Source organism: Fructilactobacillus sp. X3R2C1, from assembly GCF_059901235.1.
The window spans coordinates 16541-35361 of record NZ_JBWXVA010000003.1 but is presented as its reverse complement, the minus strand read 5'-3'; the positions used below and the strand labels follow the sequence as shown (position 1 = coordinate 35361).

Annotated in this window: 19 protein-coding genes; 14 read left to right on the top strand and 5 right to left on the bottom strand. The window is 40.1% G+C overall.

The annotated features are described in order from the left end of the window. The first annotated feature begins 41 nt into the window (after positions 1–41). The 3 genes from purR to AC6UDB_RS04040 all read left to right on the top strand — a co-directional run bounded on the left by purR (position 42) and on the right by AC6UDB_RS04040 (position 3345). Positions 42–869 carry a pur operon repressor gene (purR, locus tag AC6UDB_RS04050; RefSeq protein WP_500693996.1) on the top strand — a complete coding sequence of 276 codons (828 nt, stop codon included), beginning with the start codon at positions 42–44 and terminating at the stop codon, positions 867–869. A 24-nt stretch (positions 870–893) separates the two neighbouring features. Next, the gene (gene glmU / locus AC6UDB_RS04045; protein ID WP_500709204.1) at positions 894–2273 is read left to right on the top strand and encodes a bifunctional UDP-N-acetylglucosamine diphosphorylase/glucosamine-1-phosphate N-acetyltransferase GlmU; all 1380 of its coding nucleotides are present in this window, start codon (positions 894–896) and stop codon (positions 2271–2273) included. Positions 2274–2352: 79 nt separating this feature from the next. Further along, complete coding sequence (locus AC6UDB_RS04040; protein ID WP_500693994.1) at positions 2353–3345, top strand: ribose-phosphate diphosphokinase; 993 nt, start codon at positions 2353–2355, stop codon at positions 3343–3345. A gap of 57 nt (positions 3346–3402) precedes the next feature. Here the strand turns inward: AC6UDB_RS04040 and yidA are convergent, their stop codons facing one another. Both yidA and AC6UDB_RS04030 read right to left on the bottom strand, forming a co-directional pair. Then, entirely contained in the window at positions 3403–4212 is an 810-nt protein-coding gene (gene yidA / locus AC6UDB_RS04035) for a sugar-phosphatase (RefSeq protein WP_500707463.1), read from the bottom strand. 1 nt (position 4213) lies between these two features. Continuing rightward, entirely contained in the window at positions 4214–5566 is a 1353-nt protein-coding gene (locus AC6UDB_RS04030; RefSeq protein ID WP_500706684.1) for an HD domain-containing protein, read from the bottom strand. 127 nt (positions 5567–5693) lie between these two features. On the opposite strand from AC6UDB_RS04030, the gene AC6UDB_RS04025 reads away from it, so the two are divergent. The 5 genes from AC6UDB_RS04025 (at position 5694) to AC6UDB_RS04005 (ending at position 10263) form a co-directional block, all read left to right on the top strand. Further along, a complete protein-coding gene (locus AC6UDB_RS04025; RefSeq protein WP_500706682.1) occupies positions 5694–6128 on the top strand; it encodes a YwiB family protein in 435 nt (144 codons plus the stop codon). Positions 6129–6173: 45 nt separating this feature from the next. Next, the gene (rpoE, locus tag AC6UDB_RS04020) at positions 6174–6749 is read left to right on the top strand and encodes a DNA-directed RNA polymerase subunit delta (protein ID WP_500709203.1); all 576 of its coding nucleotides are present in this window, start codon (positions 6174–6176) and stop codon (positions 6747–6749) included. A 144-nt stretch (positions 6750–6893) separates the two neighbouring features. Beyond that, the gene (gene pyrG, locus AC6UDB_RS04015) at positions 6894–8513 is read left to right on the top strand and encodes a CTP synthase (RefSeq protein ID WP_500709202.1); all 1620 of its coding nucleotides are present in this window, start codon (positions 6894–6896) and stop codon (positions 8511–8513) included. A 112-nt stretch (positions 8514–8625) separates the two neighbouring features. Beyond that, complete coding sequence (gene murA, locus AC6UDB_RS04010; protein ID WP_500709201.1) at positions 8626–9900, top strand: UDP-N-acetylglucosamine 1-carboxyvinyltransferase; 1275 nt, start codon at positions 8626–8628, stop codon at positions 9898–9900. A 111-nt stretch (positions 9901–10011) separates the two neighbouring features. After that, positions 10012–10263, top strand: a complete 252-nt coding sequence (locus AC6UDB_RS04005) for a type B 50S ribosomal protein L31 (protein WP_500693987.1) — start codon at positions 10012–10014, stop codon at positions 10261–10263. Positions 10264–10312: 49 nt separating this feature from the next. Here AC6UDB_RS04005 and AC6UDB_RS04000 read toward each other — a convergent pair whose 3' ends face one another. Then, positions 10313–11548 carry a multidrug efflux MFS transporter gene (locus tag AC6UDB_RS04000; RefSeq protein WP_500709200.1) on the bottom strand — a complete coding sequence of 412 codons (1236 nt, stop codon included), beginning with the start codon at positions 11546–11548 and terminating at the stop codon, positions 10313–10315. Then, the gene (locus AC6UDB_RS03995; RefSeq protein WP_500696918.1) at positions 11535–12044 is read right to left on the bottom strand and encodes a low molecular weight protein-tyrosine-phosphatase; all 510 of its coding nucleotides are present in this window, start codon (positions 12042–12044) and stop codon (positions 11535–11537) included. The genes AC6UDB_RS04000 and AC6UDB_RS03995 overlap by 14 nt, the downstream gene beginning before the upstream one ends. A gap of 172 nt (positions 12045–12216) precedes the next feature. On the opposite strand from AC6UDB_RS03995, the gene AC6UDB_RS03990 reads away from it, so the two are divergent. The 6 genes from AC6UDB_RS03990 (at position 12217) to AC6UDB_RS03965 (ending at position 18062) form a co-directional block, all read left to right on the top strand. After that, the gene (locus AC6UDB_RS03990) at positions 12217–13005 is read left to right on the top strand and encodes a hypothetical protein (protein WP_500693984.1); all 789 of its coding nucleotides are present in this window, start codon (positions 12217–12219) and stop codon (positions 13003–13005) included. Between the two features lie 80 nt (positions 13006–13085). Next, positions 13086–14462, top strand: a complete 1377-nt coding sequence (locus tag AC6UDB_RS03985) for a UDP-N-acetylmuramoyl-tripeptide--D-alanyl-D-alanine ligase (RefSeq protein WP_500709199.1) — start codon at positions 13086–13088, stop codon at positions 14460–14462. 169 nt (positions 14463–14631) lie between these two features. Beyond that, a complete protein-coding gene (cshA, locus tag AC6UDB_RS03980; protein WP_500695764.1) occupies positions 14632–16122 on the top strand; it encodes a degradosome RNA helicase CshA in 1491 nt (496 codons plus the stop codon). Positions 16123–16234: 112 nt separating this feature from the next. Beyond that, the gene (alr, locus tag AC6UDB_RS03975) at positions 16235–17377 is read left to right on the top strand and encodes an alanine racemase (RefSeq protein WP_500699649.1); all 1143 of its coding nucleotides are present in this window, start codon (positions 16235–16237) and stop codon (positions 17375–17377) included. Between the two features lie 23 nt (positions 17378–17400). After that, positions 17401–17664 carry a hypothetical protein gene (locus AC6UDB_RS03970; RefSeq protein WP_500709198.1) on the top strand — a complete coding sequence of 88 codons (264 nt, stop codon included), beginning with the start codon at positions 17401–17403 and terminating at the stop codon, positions 17662–17664. Positions 17665–17690: 26 nt separating this feature from the next. Beyond that, the gene (locus tag AC6UDB_RS03965; protein WP_010022835.1) at positions 17691–18062 is read left to right on the top strand and encodes a type II toxin-antitoxin system PemK/MazF family toxin; all 372 of its coding nucleotides are present in this window, start codon (positions 17691–17693) and stop codon (positions 18060–18062) included. A gap of 54 nt (positions 18063–18116) precedes the next feature. On the opposite strand, the gene cbpA is transcribed toward AC6UDB_RS03965, so the two are convergent. After that, complete coding sequence (cbpA, locus tag AC6UDB_RS03960; RefSeq protein WP_500693979.1) at positions 18117–18788, bottom strand: cyclic di-AMP binding protein CbpA; 672 nt, start codon at positions 18786–18788, stop codon at positions 18117–18119. Positions 18789–18821: the final 33 nt, after the last annotated feature.

The following is an 18821-nucleotide window of genomic DNA, read 5'->3' as shown; positions in this document are numbered from 1 at the left end:
CTAAAATTTCCTTGTGTGCCAATTTATGACGAGGTGAAAGCATGAAATTTAAAAGAAGTGAACGATTAGTAGATATGACAAACTATCTATTAAACCGTCCTCATACATTAGTACCATTAACTTTTTTCGCTAAGCGCTACAATTCTGCTAAATCTTCCATTAGTGAGGACTTAGCCATTGTGAAGCAAGCATTTCAACAACGTGGGATTGGTCTGGTTGAGACCGTTCCCGGAGCTTCTGGGGGCGCCAAATTTACGCCATACATTTTAAAAGAGGCGGCTGATCAATTTATTAAAGAGGTCTCTGACATCTTAAACGATAACGATCGGTATCTTCCAGGTGGTTACGTTTATATGTCCGACATTTTAGGCCAACCTGAGAAGTTGAAAACCATTGGGCGGATCATTGCCACCCAATACCTGTTTCAGAAAGTTGACGCAGTACTAACGGTGGCAACGAGAGGAATTCCAGTTGCCGAAGCTTCTGCCACGTATTTAAATGTGCCACTGGTAATTGCTAGGCACGACTCTCAAATTACTGAGGGGTCGACCGTGAGTGTTAACTACGTTTCGGCATCTAGTCAAGAAGTTAAACGAATGACCATCTCAAAAAGAAGCCTGAAGCCAGGTTCTAACGTTTTGATTGTTGATGATTTTTTGCGTGGTGGCGGAACGATTTCTGGTCTGACGTCCCTGATTGATGAGTTCGATTGTCATCTGGTGGGCAGTACGGTTTTTGTTGAAACCGATGATCCAGGTCACAGAAAGGTTACTGATTTTACTTCATTACTTAAAATGGATATTAAAGATGATCAGATTGAGATTAAACCTGGCAATTATGCCCAAAAAATTTTTGGGAGTACAAATTAAAAATTAATTACAAGGGGAACAAAAATGAGTTCAAAGAATACGATTATTTTAGCGGCTGGTAAGGGCACCCGGATGAAGTCCAAGTTATATAAAGTTCTCCACCGAATTTGTGGGAAATCAATGGTTGACCATGTTTTGACGCAGGTATCCAAGTTAGATATGGATAACATCATCACGATTGTTGGTTACGGTGCTGAAGATGTGGAAAACGAACTTGGCAATCGTTGTGAGTACGTCGTCCAAGATAAACAACTTGGGACTGGCGATGCCGTTGCACGAGCTGAAGGACTTTTAAAGAACTCAGATGGTGAGACGTTAGTTATTAGTGGTGATACTCCATTATTTACCTCCTCTACTCTTAAGCAACTCTTTGAGTATCACGAACAAAAAAAGGCCACCGCAACCATTTTGACGTCTAAAGCTCCTGATCCGACTGGTTATGGCCGGATTGTTAGAAATGACATTGGGATTGTAGAAAAGATCGTGGAGCAAAAAGATGCTACGCCGGAAGAGCAGGGCATTCATGAGATTAACACTGGGGTTTACGTGTTTGATAATCATTCGTTATTTGAGGCTTTGCACAAGATTAATAACGATAACGCTCAGGGTGAATATTATTTAACTGATGCCATTGAAGTTTTAAAAAATGAGGGTCACACAATTGCTGCCTACAAGATGGCGAACTTTAATGAATCGATGGGTGTAAACGATCGGGTCGCTCAGGCCCGTGCCACTCAAATTATGCAAGCCCGGATTAATCGTCAGCACATGCAAAATGGTGTTACGATTGTTAATCCCGATGATACCTATATTGATAGTGACATTAAAATTGGTCAGGATACCATTATTGAACCAGGAGTTCAACTTCAAAATGGGGCGGAAATCGGTAGTAACTGTATCATTGGTGCCCACTCTAAAATTTCTGGTAGTAAAATTCATGATAACGTTAAGGTCTTCTCTTCGGTAATTGAAGATTCTGAGATGATGCCAGGCTCTGATATCGGACCCGATAGTCATTTAAGACCAGGCGCTAAGATTGAGAAGGACGTCCACATTGGCAACTTCTGTGAGGTTAAAAGTGCCACCATTGGTGAGGGAACCAAGATGGGTCATCTGACTTATGTTGGCAATGCTAAACTTGGTAAACACATTAATATTGGTTGTGGAGTGATTTTTGCGAATTATGATGGAGCTCATAAGCACACTACAACGGTTGGTGATGATTCTTTTATTGGAAGTAATTCCAACTTGATTGCCCCAGTCCACATCGCTGATCATACCTTTATTGCGGCTGGTTCGACCATTACCGACGACATGGATCAGTATGACATGGGAATTGCTAGAGAGCGCCAAACTAACAAGCCGGGTTATTATAAAAAGCTTCCCTTTAAAGGCGCTAATTAATTTGAGCTAAATAGTGAAATTGTTTTCTGAAAATAATATAATGTAATTGATTAGGTAGGAAAAAAATGTGGGGGTTATAATGGCTGAAAAGTATGCTGATCCAAAATTAAAGATTTTTTCTTTAAATTCAAATCGTCCGCTTGCAGAAAAGATTGCTAAACGAGTGGGAGTTCCTTTGGGAAAAGCTTCCGTCAGTCGCTTTAGCGATGGTGAGATTCAAATTAATATTGAAGAAAGCATTCGTGGCGATAACGTTTATATTATCCAATCAACTTCTGATCCCGTTAATGATAATTTAATGGAATTATTAATCATGATCGATGCTTTAAGAAGAGCAAGTGCCAAAACCATTAACGTGGTTATTCCATACTATGGTTACGCTAGACAAGATCGAAAAGCACGAAGTCGTGAACCGATTACCGCTAAGTTAGTGGCAGACATGCTGGAAAAAGATGGAATCACACGTTTGGTAGCCCTTGATTTACATGCTGCTCAAATTCAAGGATTCTTTGATGTTCCCGTTGATCATTTGATGGGGGCACCGCTCCTTGCTGACTACTTCATCAAGAACGGACTCGCAAAAGACGCGGTAGTTGTTTCACCTGATCATGGTGGGGTGAGTCGAGCTCGTGCCATGGCTGAGTTTTTAAAGGCTCCAATTGCTATTATTGATAAACGTCGCCCAAAAGCCAACGTTGCTCAAGTTATGAACATCATTGGGGATGTAAAGGGGAAGCGTTGTATCATGATTGACGATATGATTGATACAGCTGGAACCATTACGAAAGGTGCGCAAGCCTTAATGGATGCTGGTGCTTCAGAAGTTTATGCATGTTGTACCCATCCCGTCTTATCAGGGCCAGCAACCGAAAGAATCGAAGCTTCGCCAATTAAGAAACTGGTTGTGACTGATTCCATTCAGTTACCCGATTATAAAAAAATTGACAAGATCAAACAAATTTCAGTTGCACCATTAATTGGAGACGCAATTACTAGAATTAACGAAAATCGTCCCGTTAGTCCGCTGTTTAGTCATCGGTTTGACTATGGTAAGGATGATGAAAAAAAGTAATGGATAAAAAAATAATCTTAGCTTAAAATGCTAAGATTATTTTTTTGCGCTCGTTTGTTATTGATTAACGTACTTATTGATGGCGTATGCTACCCCATCTTCTGAATTAGGTTTAGTAACAAATTGGGCGTTCTTTTTAACTTCATCGATTCCGTTACCCATGGACACTCCCAGTCCCGCAAACTTGATCATCGAAATATCATTCCCTTGATCGCCAATGGCCATGACGTTATCTGGCTTTAAACCAAGCTTTTCGGAAAGATCCTGTAAGGCATTGCCTTTGCTTGAATTTGAGTTCATAAACTCAAGAAAGACCGGTGAACTCTGAACGACACTCATTCGGTCGTAGATTGATTTTGGTAGATTGCCCTTTGCTTTGGTGATCTTGTCCGGATAATCAACGTACATCAGTTTGTAAATGTTGACGTCACGAGTGATTTCACCAGGAGTTCGATATTTGATGGGCATCGAAACAAGATGGCTTTCTTCAACGGAAAAGGGACTAATATCACGATCGGTAGTGGTAATGGAATCAACCGTTTCGATTTGGAAGTGAACGCCCATTTCTCGTGACATCATTTCAATTTCTAAAAAGTCATCATACTTAACCGTTTCTTTGATTAACACTTTGCCACTAACCGTTTCGACTAGGGCACCATTATAAGTGATGGCGTATTCATCGTCTCCATCAATTCCGAGCTTATCAAGGTATGGCTTTACGCCAGTAATGGGGCGACCAGTACAAAGGACCACTTTTATGCCTTGATTGCAGGCTTTAGTAATAGCTTCGATGGTTGCTTTTGCTAATTGATTTTTTTCGTTTAATAGGGTGCCGTCGATATCGATGGCAATTAATTTGATATCCATGTTAGTTCTCCTTTGGAATTATAAGGTTGTCATTATCAATGTATTTTTGAAATTCATCGTATAAAGGTTGAAAAAGTTCAACGTTTTTTGTTGGCTTAAGCATTTCACGTGGAAAGAAAAAACGCTTGTCACCAATTAGTTTTCCGGTAATGGCACGAACTAGGTCACTAGCCTGAGAAAGTTCTACCAAATTACCATCATTTTCCATCAGTTCAATCTGGGCGTTTTGATGTTTACTTTTGGGATCGTAGACATCATAGGGCTGATCAAAACTGTTGTCAGTGGCAGTGTAGTACTTTGGATTAAATCCGGCTTTTTCAATGATCTTTTGTAGCTTAGGGATTAAAAATTCCGTCTGATCATTGTATTTAGCGGATTTAAAGGGACGCCGATTTAAGAAACGTTTGGCGAGGTCAGAGAGAATCGGATCTTCTGATTTGCGCCACATGACGAAGTAGGTGTTAAGCACCCCATCGTCAATTTGTAAATAATCATCTAGGGAGTAGTTATTAGAAAAGATTGGCATTAAAAGACTAGGCTTAAAGGTGCTCTTAGGTTGTAACGCTAATTCTTTTGCCCGCATCAGTAGGTGACTTAAAATAACCTCCATCGAACGTGAGACGGGATGGAAGTATACTTGTTGATACATTTGAAAACGACAAACAATGTAGTACTCAATCGCGTGTAAACCACTTGCCCGAAAACAAATCCCGCCAGAGTACGGACGCATCACCTGAAGAATTCGATCCAAATCAAAATTACCGTATTGTGCTCCGGTGTAGTATGAATCGCTTAGAAGGTAGTCCATCCGATCGGCATCAACTTGACTTGAAATCATTTGGACGACTTGCGGATTGTCATAGGTCTTGTTAATGACACTGGCGACGCGTTCGGGAAAATCGGGACCGACCTCACTTAAGACGTGGTTAATTTCCGTTTCGTTTGAAGTGATGATTTGCTGGGTAATCTGTTCGTGATTGGTGTGAAAAATGTGTTCAAACGTATGTGAATAAGCTCCATGACCAACGTCGTGAAGTAGAGCGGCACACAGGGCCACAATTCGTTCTGAATCGTCCCATAAGCCATCACCCGCTTTTTTAGACGGATAATTTCGCTTAAAATTATCACAAATTCGTCTAGTAATTTCATACACTCCTAAAGAGTGGCTAAATCGGGTGTGTTCTGCTCCGTGAAAGGTTAATGAAGTAGTTCCTAACTGCTTGATTCGTCTCAGACGTTGAAATTCAGGCGTATTAATGAGATCGAGAATTACTTGATGTTCAACGTAAACGTGACCCAGAACTGGGTCACGAAAAACTTTGTCATATTTCAATGGTTGATTGTAATACTTCAATAAAAGACCCCCACTTATACTAATCTCTCTTCATTATAACTGAAATAAAAATAAACGTCATGACAAACTCAAAGTTAGTGCATTTCCATTGCTAACGGCGTAAAATCAAATTTGTGAGGTGATATTTTTGACAGAAAACGAAAAGATCGAAAAAGTTCAAGTTGAGATTGTAATCGAAATAAAACAGGACGAAAACGTCGAACACCATCATTTTAAAGAAAATGGGCAACTAGTTATGCTCAACGGCTATCGTTATTTACGTTACGTTGAACACGTTGACGGACAACCGGACGTTCCTGTCACCTACCGGATTGGAAAAGATGCGATTCGGTTAACTCGTGCTGGCAAAAATCATCTTGAACTTCATTTTAAACCGAACGAAACAATCGAAGACTTGTACCGAACGCCATTTGGTAATTTGAAAATTGGGGCACATACCACTAGCATTAAGCAATCTAGAGATGATAAAAACGGATGGCAAATGATTGAGATTAACTATGAGTTGTACACCGACGGACAGAAAGTCGGCGACTATCGAGTCAAATTGCAATTTAAATGTTAAACTAGTATTATTAGTCTGTTAGGAATCTAGAAAGGCGTGGTCGAATTGGAACTTAAAGAATTAGACAAGCAAGATAAAAGCGAATTATCAATGGTTGAAGTGGCTCATGCAATTTTAGCTGATGCTGGTAAAACCATGTCATTCGTTGATTTAACCAACGAAGTACAAAAATACTTGGGGGACAGCAACCAAGTAATTCGTGATCGTTTACCTCAATTCTACACAGACCTTAATGTTGATGGGAGTTTTATTTCCCTTGGCAATAACGTTTGGGGTCTTCGTACTTGGTACCCATATGAATCCATTAACGAAGCCACCATCAATGAAGGTGAAGAAGACAACGGTAATACTCCCAAAAAGCATCGTAAGGTGAATGCTTTTATGGCTGATGCAGCTGACGATGATGACGTGATCGACTATGATAACGATGATCCAGAAGATCAGGATGATTTTGATGATACCCCTGACGACAAGGATAAGTATCATAAGGATCTTGATGAAGAAAATCCTGATACTGATGATGACGCCATCGACGATGATGACGGTGTTGAAGGCGACCTCTCAGAGGTCAATCCAGCTGACGATGACGATAAAAAAGATGATGACGACGACAATGATTAAACTTGACTAATTATGTAGAATCACTTAACATACTATTTGGGCACTTTACAGACATGTGAAGTATTTCGAATAAGTAACCGCTCCCTATTCAATGAATGGGGAGCTTTTTTATGTTGTAACCTAAATTTGATGGAGGAGTTAAGCATGACTAAGTATATTTTTGTAACCGGTGGAGTAGTTTCTTCCTTAGGAAAGGGAATTGTTTCGGCTTCAATCGGAAGATTATTGAAGAATCGTGGCTTTAACGTTACGATCCAAAAATTTGATCCATATATCAACATTGATCCGGGAACAATGAATCCTTATCAACACGGAGAAGTCTTTGTTACCGATGATGGTGCTGAAACTGATCTTGATTTAGGTCATTACGAACGTTTTATTGATAACAATTTAAACAAGTACTCTAACTTTACGACCGGTAAAATCTATGAAGAAGTTTTAAGAAAAGAACGTCACGGAGATTATCTTGGGAGAACCGTTCAGGTCATCCCTCACATTACTGGAATGATTAAACAAAAGATTATGAGTGCCGCTCAAAGCACTGACGCTGATATCGTTATTTCAGAAATTGGTGGAACGGTTGGAGACATCGAGTCCCTACCGTTTTTGGAAGCCATCCGTCAGATGAAACATGAAGTTGGTGACGAGAATACTTTTTATATTCACGTTACGCTTGTTCCATACTTGCACGCCGCAAAGGAAATGAAAACCAAACCAACCCAGCACAGTGTTAAAGAATTAAGGGGAATTGGCATTCAACCCGATATGTTGGTTCTTCGTGCTGAGAAACCAGTTAGTGATGAGATGAAGAAAAAAATTGCCATGTTCTGTGATGTTCCGGTTAAGGATATCATCGAGTCCATCGATGCTCCTAACTTGTACCAAATCCCGCTCAGTTTTCAAAAACAGGACATGGACGATGAGATTTTAAAGCACTTTAACGTTAAAGCTCCAGAGGCTGACATGAAAGACTGGAAGAAGATGGAGAAGCACATCAGAAATCTCAAGGGTGAGGTTAACATTGCCATTGTTGGTAAGTATGTTGATCTAAACGATGCTTATTTGTCCGTCAATGAAGCTTTAAAACATGCCGGTTATGCTGCTGACGATAAGGTTAACATTCACATGGTTGATGCGGGTACAATTAACAGAGACAACGTTTCTAAGAAGTTAAAGGGAATGGACGGAATCTTGGTTCCTGGTGGATTTGGTAATCGAGGGGTCGAAGGAATGATTCAAGCCGCTCGATATGCTAGAGAAAATGATGTTCCTTATTTAGGTGTTTGCCTTGGAATGCAGATTGCTACCATCGAGTATGCTAGAGACGTTGTGGGTTATAATGATGCCAACTCAACTGAATTTGATCCGCAAACTAAGCACAATGTGATTGATCTCATGGCCGATCAAAATGATGTTACTGATGCTGGTGGAACCCAACGCTTGGGTGCTTATAAGACTAAGTTAAAAGCAGGGAGTAAAGCCGCCGCCGCATACGACAACAAAAAGGAAATCTCAGAGCGTCATCGTCATCGTTATGAATTCAATAATAAATTTAGAAAAGACTTGGAAGATGCTGGCTTAGTTATTTCTGGAACCTCACCAGATGATCACTTGGTTGAAGTGGTCGAAGTTCCAGCCAATAAATTTTATGTTGCAGCACAATACCATCCCGAGTTTTTATCACGGCCAAATCGTCCCGAGGGATTATTCAAGGCGTTTGTCGCCGCTGCTGACAAAGAACACATGCATAATCACAAGAAGTAACCAGGCTTCTTTATAATCTTAATAAAATAATTTCTGATTTTGTATTGTGTTTTGGTGAAAACTTTCCTATGATTATTATTAAAAGATATGATATAAGTGAGGATTACCAATTATGACGATACTAAAAATATCAGGAGGACATCCTCTATATGGCGACGTTACCGTTGGCGGAGCTAAGAATAGTACGGTCGCTTTGATACCGGCCGCTATTTTGGCGGATAGTCCAGTGGAACTTGACATGGTTCCCGATATCCTGGATGTGCATAATCTCATGCTAATCCTCCAGTCGATGAACGTAACATCTGATTTTTCAGATGGTGTCTTAAACATTGATCCAACTAATATACTTGAGGGTGAGTTGCCCGGTAAAGCAATTAAAAGTCTACGTGCTTCCTATTATTTTATGGGAGCGCTTCTTGGCAAGTTTCATCGTGCCACGATTAGTTTCCCTGGTGGAGACAATATCGGACCACGGCCAATTGACCAGCACATTCGCGCCTTTAAAGCCTTGGGTGCAGAAGTCAATGAAAGTGATGATTCGGTCGATATTAATGCAACGGAAAATGGACTTCATGGGGCTTCAATTTTCTTTGACATGGTCTCGGTTGGAGCGACGATCAACACGATTCTGGCAGCGGTAAAGGCTGATGGGGTTACTACCATTAGTAATGCCGCTAAAGAACCGGAAATCATTGATATTGCATCGTTTTTGAATAGTATGGGAGCTAAGATCAGAGGAGCTGGGACCGACGTCATCAGGATTCAAGGCGTTGATCATCTCCAGGCCAAGGCGACGCATACGATTATCCCTGATCGAATTGAAGCGGGGACATACTTGACGTTAGCCGCCGCTGTTGGGAAGGGAATTAACGTTAAGAACGTAATTCCTGAGCATTTACAAGCCTACACGGCTAAGTTGATTGAAGCTGGCGTTCAATTAGAAGTTGGCGAAGACAGTATTTATGTTCCAAAGACTGGGAAATTAAATGGTATCGAGATTAAAACGGCACCGTTTCCAGGGTTTGCGACGGATTTACAACAACCAATTACCCCCATGCTGTTTAAAGCAGACGAGGATAGTGTGATTCACGATACGATTTATCCGGAACGTCAGAATCACATTGCCCAGCTCCAGAAGATGGGGGCTAATATCAGGGTCAATCCAACTGATAATTCAATTATTATCAGTAAGAGTGAGAACCTCCATGGGACAACCGTTCAAGCCGGAGAGATTCGCGCTGGGGCATCCTTGGTCATTGCTGGGCTGATGGCTAGTGGTAAGACCGTTATTGAAAATGCGGACAATATTTTACGCGGATATGATAATATTACTAATAAATTAACCAATCTACACGCTAACGTCCAGATGATTGACCAAGACGACTAACGTCTGGGTCCTATTGCGTACGTCAAAAAATAATGTTAAGCTATTATGGTTGATGTTATATTCGATAAATCAATCTCTGAACTGTGTTTAGGGCAAAAGGAGCGAAATATTATGAAAAAAGGAATTCATCCAGATTTTCATCAAGTTGTTTTTCAAGATTCAAGTACTGGATTTAAGTTCATTACTGGTTCAACTGCAACCTCTGATGAAACCGTCAAAATGGACGACGGCAACACTTACCCATTAATCCGAGTTGAAATTTCATCTGATTCACATCCATTCTACACTGGTAAGCAAAAGTTCAACCAAGCAGATGGTGCGGTCGATCGTTTCAACAAGAAATATGGTCTTGCCGACAAATAATAATAAATAAAAAGAGCCAACTTCTAGTTGGCTCTTTTTTTGTCTAAATTTAGTTTATGGTCTTCTGTTCGTTTCTGGTTTCGTTTAATACTAACAAGAAGTTAATGAAGACAAGAATCGCGGTTGAAATGAACACACTTGAGTAATCAAACAAAGAAGAAACAATGGAGCCGATGATGGGTCCGATACAGTTTCCAGCTGCTTGCATGGACTGGTTCCAGCTAAAAATCCGACCAGTAACGTTAGATGGGGTGTTTTTAGCTAAAATGGTTTGAACGGCAGGTAACATACAGGCGTTGGAGATTCCAATCAGGAATCTGAGTCCCATTAATTCCCAGACGTTGGTTACAAACGCCATGGGGATGTAGACCAAGATGGCAAAGATGAAACCGCCTAGCATAATTTTTGAAGTCCCGATTCGATCGCCTAATGCTCCCAGTTTGGGGGCGGCAAAAAGCGTGGCAATTCCCGGAACTGCGGCAACAATTCCACTGTAAAAGGTAACTTGAGGACTATTGTGCATGATTTCTTTGACGTACAGTGACAGAATGGGTGAAATGGAGAAATTAGAGGCTTGAATAATCAGGGTGGTCAAGAACATTCCAAAAATCAGTTTGACGTTTGAAAGTTCGAAAATAACCTGTTTGGTAGATAGGTTATCTTCTTTTGCAACCGGTTTAAAGTGTTCTTTAACGAAAAATAGCGTGACAAAAAAGACGGAAATGAGTAAACCACCAGTAATGAAGAAGGTAAGACGATAACTAAAGACAGAAGCTAAAATTCCGCCAATGAAAGGACCAAAAAGGGTTCCTGAGACGTTGCCGGTGGTTAAAATTCCAAGGGCTTTCCCACTTTCTCGCTTTGGTACCTGAGTCGCAAGTAAGGCGTTAGCATTGCTCATGTATCCAGAGAAGATTCCTTGAATAAATCGAAGGGCAATTAACTGCCAAACAGCAGTAACAAAGCCCATCAATATTAGACAGATTGCCATTCCAAGTGATGCTCGTAAAAGCATCACTTTTCGTCCGTATCTGTCAGCCAAAGATCCCCAAATGGGAGAGACGACGGCGGTAACAATGAAAGAGGCTGAGAAAGCAAGCCCACTATAGATACTTAGTTGACTAGAATTATAGTGGCCTAGGGTAGCGATGAACAAGGAGAGAAAAGGCATGACTTCACTAAAACCTAATCCATTCATGAACATCCCAAACCATAGTGCTACTAGGTTTTTGTGCCATATTTCTGAAGGAACCGGATCAGAGATTGGGGCTTTATTCTGATTCAAATGATTCGCTTCCTTCCTGTTTGCTGTTATGATGTTCTTGCATGTACTTTAGCCACAGGGGCAAAGATTGATCCAGCATTTGATAGGTATCCTCAAATCGATGGGTATACCAAGGATCAACGATGTTGACTCCCTTTTTACCGGGAACAATGTCCATGCATAAATGAAGCTTATTCCATTGACTTTTGGGAATCATCTTTTTAAGATCACTGATATTGTAGTCATCCATGGTAATAATGTAATCAGCATGATCGATGTCGTAAGCGGTGATTGGATGGGATTGTTTCCCACTATAATCCAAGTGATGAGCGTCCATGGTTTTTTGAGCACCAGGATGAGGACGACTACCTGCTTCATCGTTTTCGGTGGCAGCTGAACTTACTGAATAATGATTTGAAAGTCCTTTATTTATAAGCATTTTTTTAAACATTGCTTCTGCCATGGGAGATCGACATATGTTCCCCAAGCAGACAAATAAAACGTTAGTTTTTTTCATAATCCACACTCCCGAAATTTAAATCGTTATTACTATATTAACAGTAATTGAACTTCATATATATAAAAATGAATGCTAATTATAACGTAAGAAAATGACGTGAGTTGGAAAAATGGTTATTAAAATCTTATTTTATGGTGAAAGGGGTAATAAGGATTGGAGCAAGACAAATATGTTAATTAACACAGTGTATTTTCAGGTTAATCCAGTTAAGAATTTTGCCTACAGTTGGGGAATTCTTCCGTCGGATTTTTTAAACGGAATTAAGAACGATCCCCAAAATATTATTTTATTAAATGATGATTATCGTTACGCAAATGATTTCAATATGTCCACTAAATTTGATTTAATTACCGGTCAAAATGAAATTAGAGAGTACATGATTAACAATAAAATTAGTACTAAGAAATGGGTTGATTTTAGAAACCGGGAGGATCTGGATTCTTTAAATGAGGATGAAATCGCAGATTTATTGTACTTGAGTCACATGGGTATCCCACTCAATCAAACGAGTCCATTTTCGGTTAAATTGAAGAATCAATTTGTGTTTTTGGGTGAATCCACTGGCTTTACAAAGGTATACATGCGTCATTTTAGTGTCATTAATCAAATTTTAGCTGTCTGCATTAAACGGCATCTAAAAAAGCAGTGGAACAGTAGACGAATGTTCGTAAAGTCAGTGCCGTTTAGGGATATCGACGAACGTACCATGACCAAGTTGTTAAAACTGGGAATTACGGGAGTTATTATTCCGTATGATATGATAGTTGTGAAGAGACCGAAGCTTGAGATTCCCTTAATGAGACACAAAAAACGATCTCCAAAGGTAATTTGGAACTCTTATGACCAGTTGAAAAGTGGAGCCTTTAAAGTTGGTCAAATTACTTATGATATTTCCACTAAAACGTGGGAACTTCAAAGAGACGTTGATGATGAGGGAGAATTAAACGATTTGGTTTAAACCGGCTGAGTCGCTTTTTTATTGATTTTTTTCTGATATACTTTAAATGCATTTACATCGAATTAAGAGGAGTTTTTGTTATGAAAATGAACCTTTTAGAGGTTGCAAAATCCGTTAATGGTGACTTGAATTCAAAAAAATACGAAAACGTTGAAATAACGGGAGTTTCGTTTGATAGTCGGAAGTTAAAACCGCATGATCTTTTTGTTCCACTCACTGGGAATCACGATGGGCACGATTTCATTGCTAGTGCCATCAAAAACGGGGCTAACGCAACGTTTTGGAATCGAAGTCGAATTAGTGATGTTCCGAAAGATTTTCCGGTTATTTTAGTCGATGACACACTAAAAGCCCTACAGGATCTCAGTCGACACTATTTAAATAAGATTAATCCTAAAGTGGTGGCAATTACCGGAAGTAATGGCAAGACCACTACTAAAGACATGATTGCTTCAATTCTTGCCACTCAGTTTAATGTTACTAAGACGCACGCTAACTTTAATAATGAGATTGGAGTCCCAATTACGATCCTTTCCATGGAATCTAACACAGAATATTTGGTGGTAGAGATGGGGATGGATCGACCGGGCCAACTTGACTTTTTAAGTAAGCTAGTTAAACCTGATATCGCTGTCATTACCATGATTGGTGAAGCTCACATTGAGTTTTTCGGAACCCGTGCTAAGATTGCGGATGCCAAAATGGAGATTACCCATGGACTTAGGCCAGATGGGGTGTTTGTCTATGACGGTGACGAACCCTTATTAAACGAACGGGCTAAATCACTTGACTTTGAAAAGTTGACCTTTGGAAGAAAAGACACTAACGATATTTACCCAAAGGATGTCTATGACGGCGACCACGAAACGACGTTTAAGACCAATCGGTTTGGAAACATGAAATTTACCATTCCGCTAATTGGTGACTATAACGTCAACAATGCACTTGCTTCCATTGAAGTTGGTGAACTAGCGGAAATCCTGCCGGCCAACATGAAATCAGCACTAGACCATGCCAGTTTTACTAATAATCGAACTGAATGGGTTAAGGGTCAAAATGGTGAAATGATTTTAAGTGACGTATATAATTCGAACCCATCGGCTCTAAAAGCTGTTTTAAAGGCGTTTCAATCCACTCATTTACAAGGGAAGCGAGTTGCAGTTTTAGGTGACATGCTGGAACTTGGTGATAAGGGAGTGGAGATGCATGAGGATATTTCTGATGCAATTGATCCACAATTGATTAACCAGGTTTACCTAGTTGGACCACTTATGAAGTCTTTATATCAAATGTTGCAAAAAAAATATCCCAATCAAAATGCCCTTCATTATTATCCAGTTGGTCAGCTTGATCAACTAGCTAAAAGCCTAGACTCCCAGTTATCTACTGGGGATGAAGTCTTGTTAAAAGGGAGTCACGGAATTCACTTAGAACGAGTTTTAAAAGCGTTAGAATAGGTTCATCGGTTTGTGAAATTAGGCCAGATGGTGTAATATGTTTTAGACACGTAATCGCTGAAGAATATAGAAATAAATGTGAATCAGACGATTTGCGCATTATGGAAAACGGATTTTTTCCAAGCAAATCATTGAATTCACAATTGTAGTTTCAATAGGAGGAACACATTTGAAGTTTAAAGATTTAGGACTATCTGATAGTCTATTAAAAGCCGTGGAAAAATCAGGCTTTGACGAACCCACTCCAATTCAGGCTCAGACAATTCCATTATTGTTAAAGGGTCAGGATGTTATTGGACAGGCTCAAACTGGAACTGGGAAAACGGCTGCGTTTGCCCTTCCAATCCTGCAAGAAATTGATCTGAATAATCCAGATGTGCAGGCACTTGTAATTTCACCAACTAGAGAACTTGCCATTCAAACACAAAAAGAGATGCAACGTCTTGGTGGCGTTGAAGGAGCTCGAGTTCAAGTAGTTTATGGTGGTTCAGATATTCGCCAGCAAATTAGAGATTTGAAGAAGAAGCCACAGATTGTGGTGGGGACTCCAGGACGAATTCTTGATCACATTAATCGTCGCACCTTAAAACTAGGACACGTTAAGTACTTGGTGTTAGATGAAGCCGACGAAATGCTTAACATGGGATTCTTAGATGATATTGAAAGCATCATTAAGAACATTCCAGAAGATCGGCAAACTTTGCTTTTCTCAGCAACCATGCCAGCACCCATCAAACGAGTTGGGGTTCAGTTCATGAGAGATCCAAAGCAGATCACGGTTAAGTCGAAAGAATTAACCACTGACCTAGTTGATCAGTACTACGTTAAGGTTAAAGATAACGAAAAGTTTGATACCATGACCCGTTTGTTTGACGTTCAAACACCCAAGGTTACCATCGTATTTTGTCGAACTAAACGACGAGTCGACGAAGTTTCTAAGGGACTGATTGCGCGTGGTTATCGGGCAGCCGGTCTTCACGGTGATTTAACCCAAAAACGGCGAACTCAGATTATGAACGAATTTAAGAACGACAAGATTAATTATTTAGTGGCTACTGATGTGGCTGCTAGAGGAATTGATGTTTCGGGTGTCACTTACGTTTATAACTTTGATATTCCACAAGATCCAGAAAGTTATGTCCATCGAATTGGACGAACTGGTCGTGCCGGTCATCATGGTACCTCAGTAACGTTTGTCACTCCAAATGAGATGAGTTATTTAAGAGGAATTGAACGACTTACCAAGGTAAGGATGCTTCCTTTAAAGCCACCTTCAGAAGACGAAGCCCTTGCTGGTCAGTTAAAATTTGCTGAAGATGATATTGAAAAGTTAGTAAAGAAGACGGATACTGCCAAGTTTGAGCGGGTCGCAAAAAAGCTCCTTGAAAAGTATGACAGTGTCGATTTGGTTTCTGCTCTTTTGAATGACATGACAAGAGATCAGGTTAAGGTTCACATTACGGCCGAAAAACCACTTAAAAATCATGGTGGCTTTGGTGGTCATCGTGGTGGCGGTTATCGCGGTAAGAGAAATGACCGGAACAGTCACAAACGCTTTGGCAATCATCGCGGTGGTCACGACTCAAGACGTCGTGATTCACGAGGTCATAATGGTGGTAACCACGGTAAATCAAAGAATTTTGTTATTAAGAATAAGTAGCAAAGAGAGAGCCTTCTTGGTTCTCTCTTTTATTTAGAAAATTAATTTATTAAGTGTTATAATAATTATCAAAGAATAATTAGATAGTACTTTATTCGAGGAAGTATACGTTATGGCAGTGGGAAGAAATCGAAATGCACAACTAGTTATTGATGAAGATGCCATTTTTCATAACATTAGTGAGGAACGAAAACGATTGGATGCCAAGTCGGATCTATTCATGGTCGTCAAAGCTAATGCTTATGGACACGGTGCGGTTCAAGTAGCGAGGATTGCTAAACAAGCAGGAGCTACTGGTTTTTGTGTTGCCATTTTAGACGAAGCAATTCAGCTTCGAGAAGCTGGATTTGTGTCTGAACCCATTCTTGTTTTGGGTCTTTGTGACCTTTCAAATGTTCCATTAATTGCGAAGTACAATGTTTCGGTTACGGTGAGTTCGATTGATTGGATTAAGCAGGCAGCTAAGTTAGCTGAGCAACTGAAATTAAAGAACAAGATTAGGGTTCATTTGGCTTTGGATACCGGAATGGGAAGGATCGGACTCCAAACTGTTTCAGAAGTTAGAGATGCAATAGTTGAGTTGAACCGAACTAGCGAGTATATTGACTTTGAGGGAGTATTTACTCATTTTTCTACCGCAGATAGCGCTAATGATGATTATTTTAAGTATCAATTGGATAATTTTAACGAATTGATGACTGCGATTCCCGATAAACCTCGTTATGTTCACGTGGCAAATTCAGCTACTAGTATGTGGCATAAAGCAGCGGGTGGAAACATGGTCCGCTTTGGAGTGGCTGGCTATGGTTTGAATCCATCGGGGGTTGAGATTGCTTCACCATTTAAGTTGAAACCAGCACTGAGCTTTACCAGTGAGTTAGTTTACGTTAAAGAAGTTAATGCTGGTCGTTCAATTGGATACGGTGCAACTTATACATCCAACTCAAAGGAGTGGATTGGAACGGTTCCTGTTGGATATGCAGACGGAGTTCGTCGCTCGATGCAGGGATTTTCACTTCTAGTAGATGGACAGTATTGTCCAATTGTCGGAAGAGTATGTATGGATCAACTGATGGTGAAGTTACCACATCAGTTGCCAATTGGAACAAAGGTGACCTTGGTGGGAACTGATCACGGTCATACTATTACTCTCCAAGACGTTGCCGACTACTGTCATACTATTCACTATGAGATTGCATGTGGGTATTCGGATCGATTACCACGGGTGTATAAATCAAGTAATCATTTGAAGTAACTATTTGTAAGGAGGAGTTCTCCATGACATACAAATACACGATTGATACTATTTGGTCTCAGAAAAATGAAGAATATTTCACCAAACTAGGACTTTCTTTTGACAACCACAAGGTTGCCATGGACTGTAACTCGTTTGATAAAGATCCTCTAATTAATTCTTTAATTTATGGCTACTCAATCATGGCTAATCTAAATTCAATAATTGTTGATGAGTATTCTCCATGCGAGGATGAGATCGCAAGACGGCTCTTTGACAATTATGAAGACGAGAAGTCACGGTTGTAAGTTTATTTATGCGGAAGGAATAGTCTATGGAAAACGTTGAAATTAAACGTGGCGATATTTTCTATGCAGACTTATCTCCAGTCGTTGGTTCTGAACAGGGTGGAATGCGACCAGTTTTGGTAGTCCAAAATAACGTTGGAAATCATTATAGTCCCACTGTGATTGTAGCCGCAATTACGGCTCGGATTACTAAGCCAAAGATGCCTACTCATGTGGGTATTACACCTCAGAATGCCGGAATTGAGAAGAGTTCGGTGATTCTGTTAGAACAAATTAGGACGATTGATAAGCAGCGTCTTAAAGATCATGTCACTCATTTAAGTAAAGATATCATGAGAAAAGTTGATGCTGGTCTTAGTTTAAGTCTAGGGCTCAGTCAGAGCACGCACGAAGTCTGATGATACATAAGATACAAAAAAGAACGTGGAATTATTCCACGTTCTTTTTTGTATCTAATTTTCTTCGATTGGAGTTTCTTTTGATTCTTGTTTTAGATCTTCAACTTCTGGAACTTTGAATCCCTTTCGTTCTAGAGCTGCAATGATACGGTCCAGACGATCCTTAGTCACCTTAGACGGGAGGGTAAACATGGTTCGATAGACCGTTTTACCAGAACGATCAACTGAATCCAAGCTGATCACACTTGAGATGGCGGTATATCTAGTAATAATGTGAGCCATCTCTTCTAAGTCCCCACGTTCACCAGGTGAGACAACTGAAATCACGTAGCTACCAAATTTCACGTTCCATGATTGTGACAAGCTTTCCATCAATTTCGTGTGAGTTAAAATGCCATAAAAATTGTTGAACTCGTCAAGAACGGCAATGTATGGAAGATCCTTAATCGTAAAGAAGACCTTGAAAAAAGCTGAATTCAGGTTAACAAATTTAGTTTCGTTTCTAATCAGGGTCATAACCGAGTCGGACATCTTGCCGCCATCGGCTTCGTGTTTGTAGATGTGCATGCGATAAATGTTACCCTTGAAGGCTTTATGAGTGGCATCTAAAACGGGAATGCAACGAAAATGATTCTTTTCCATTAATTTTAATGCGGTGTCGAGATCAGTGTTTTCATCAACAGTAATCAGGTCACTTTTAGGTTTAACTAAAGATTGCAAAATCATGGCTAAGGCTCCTCACATAAGTAATTTCTAATT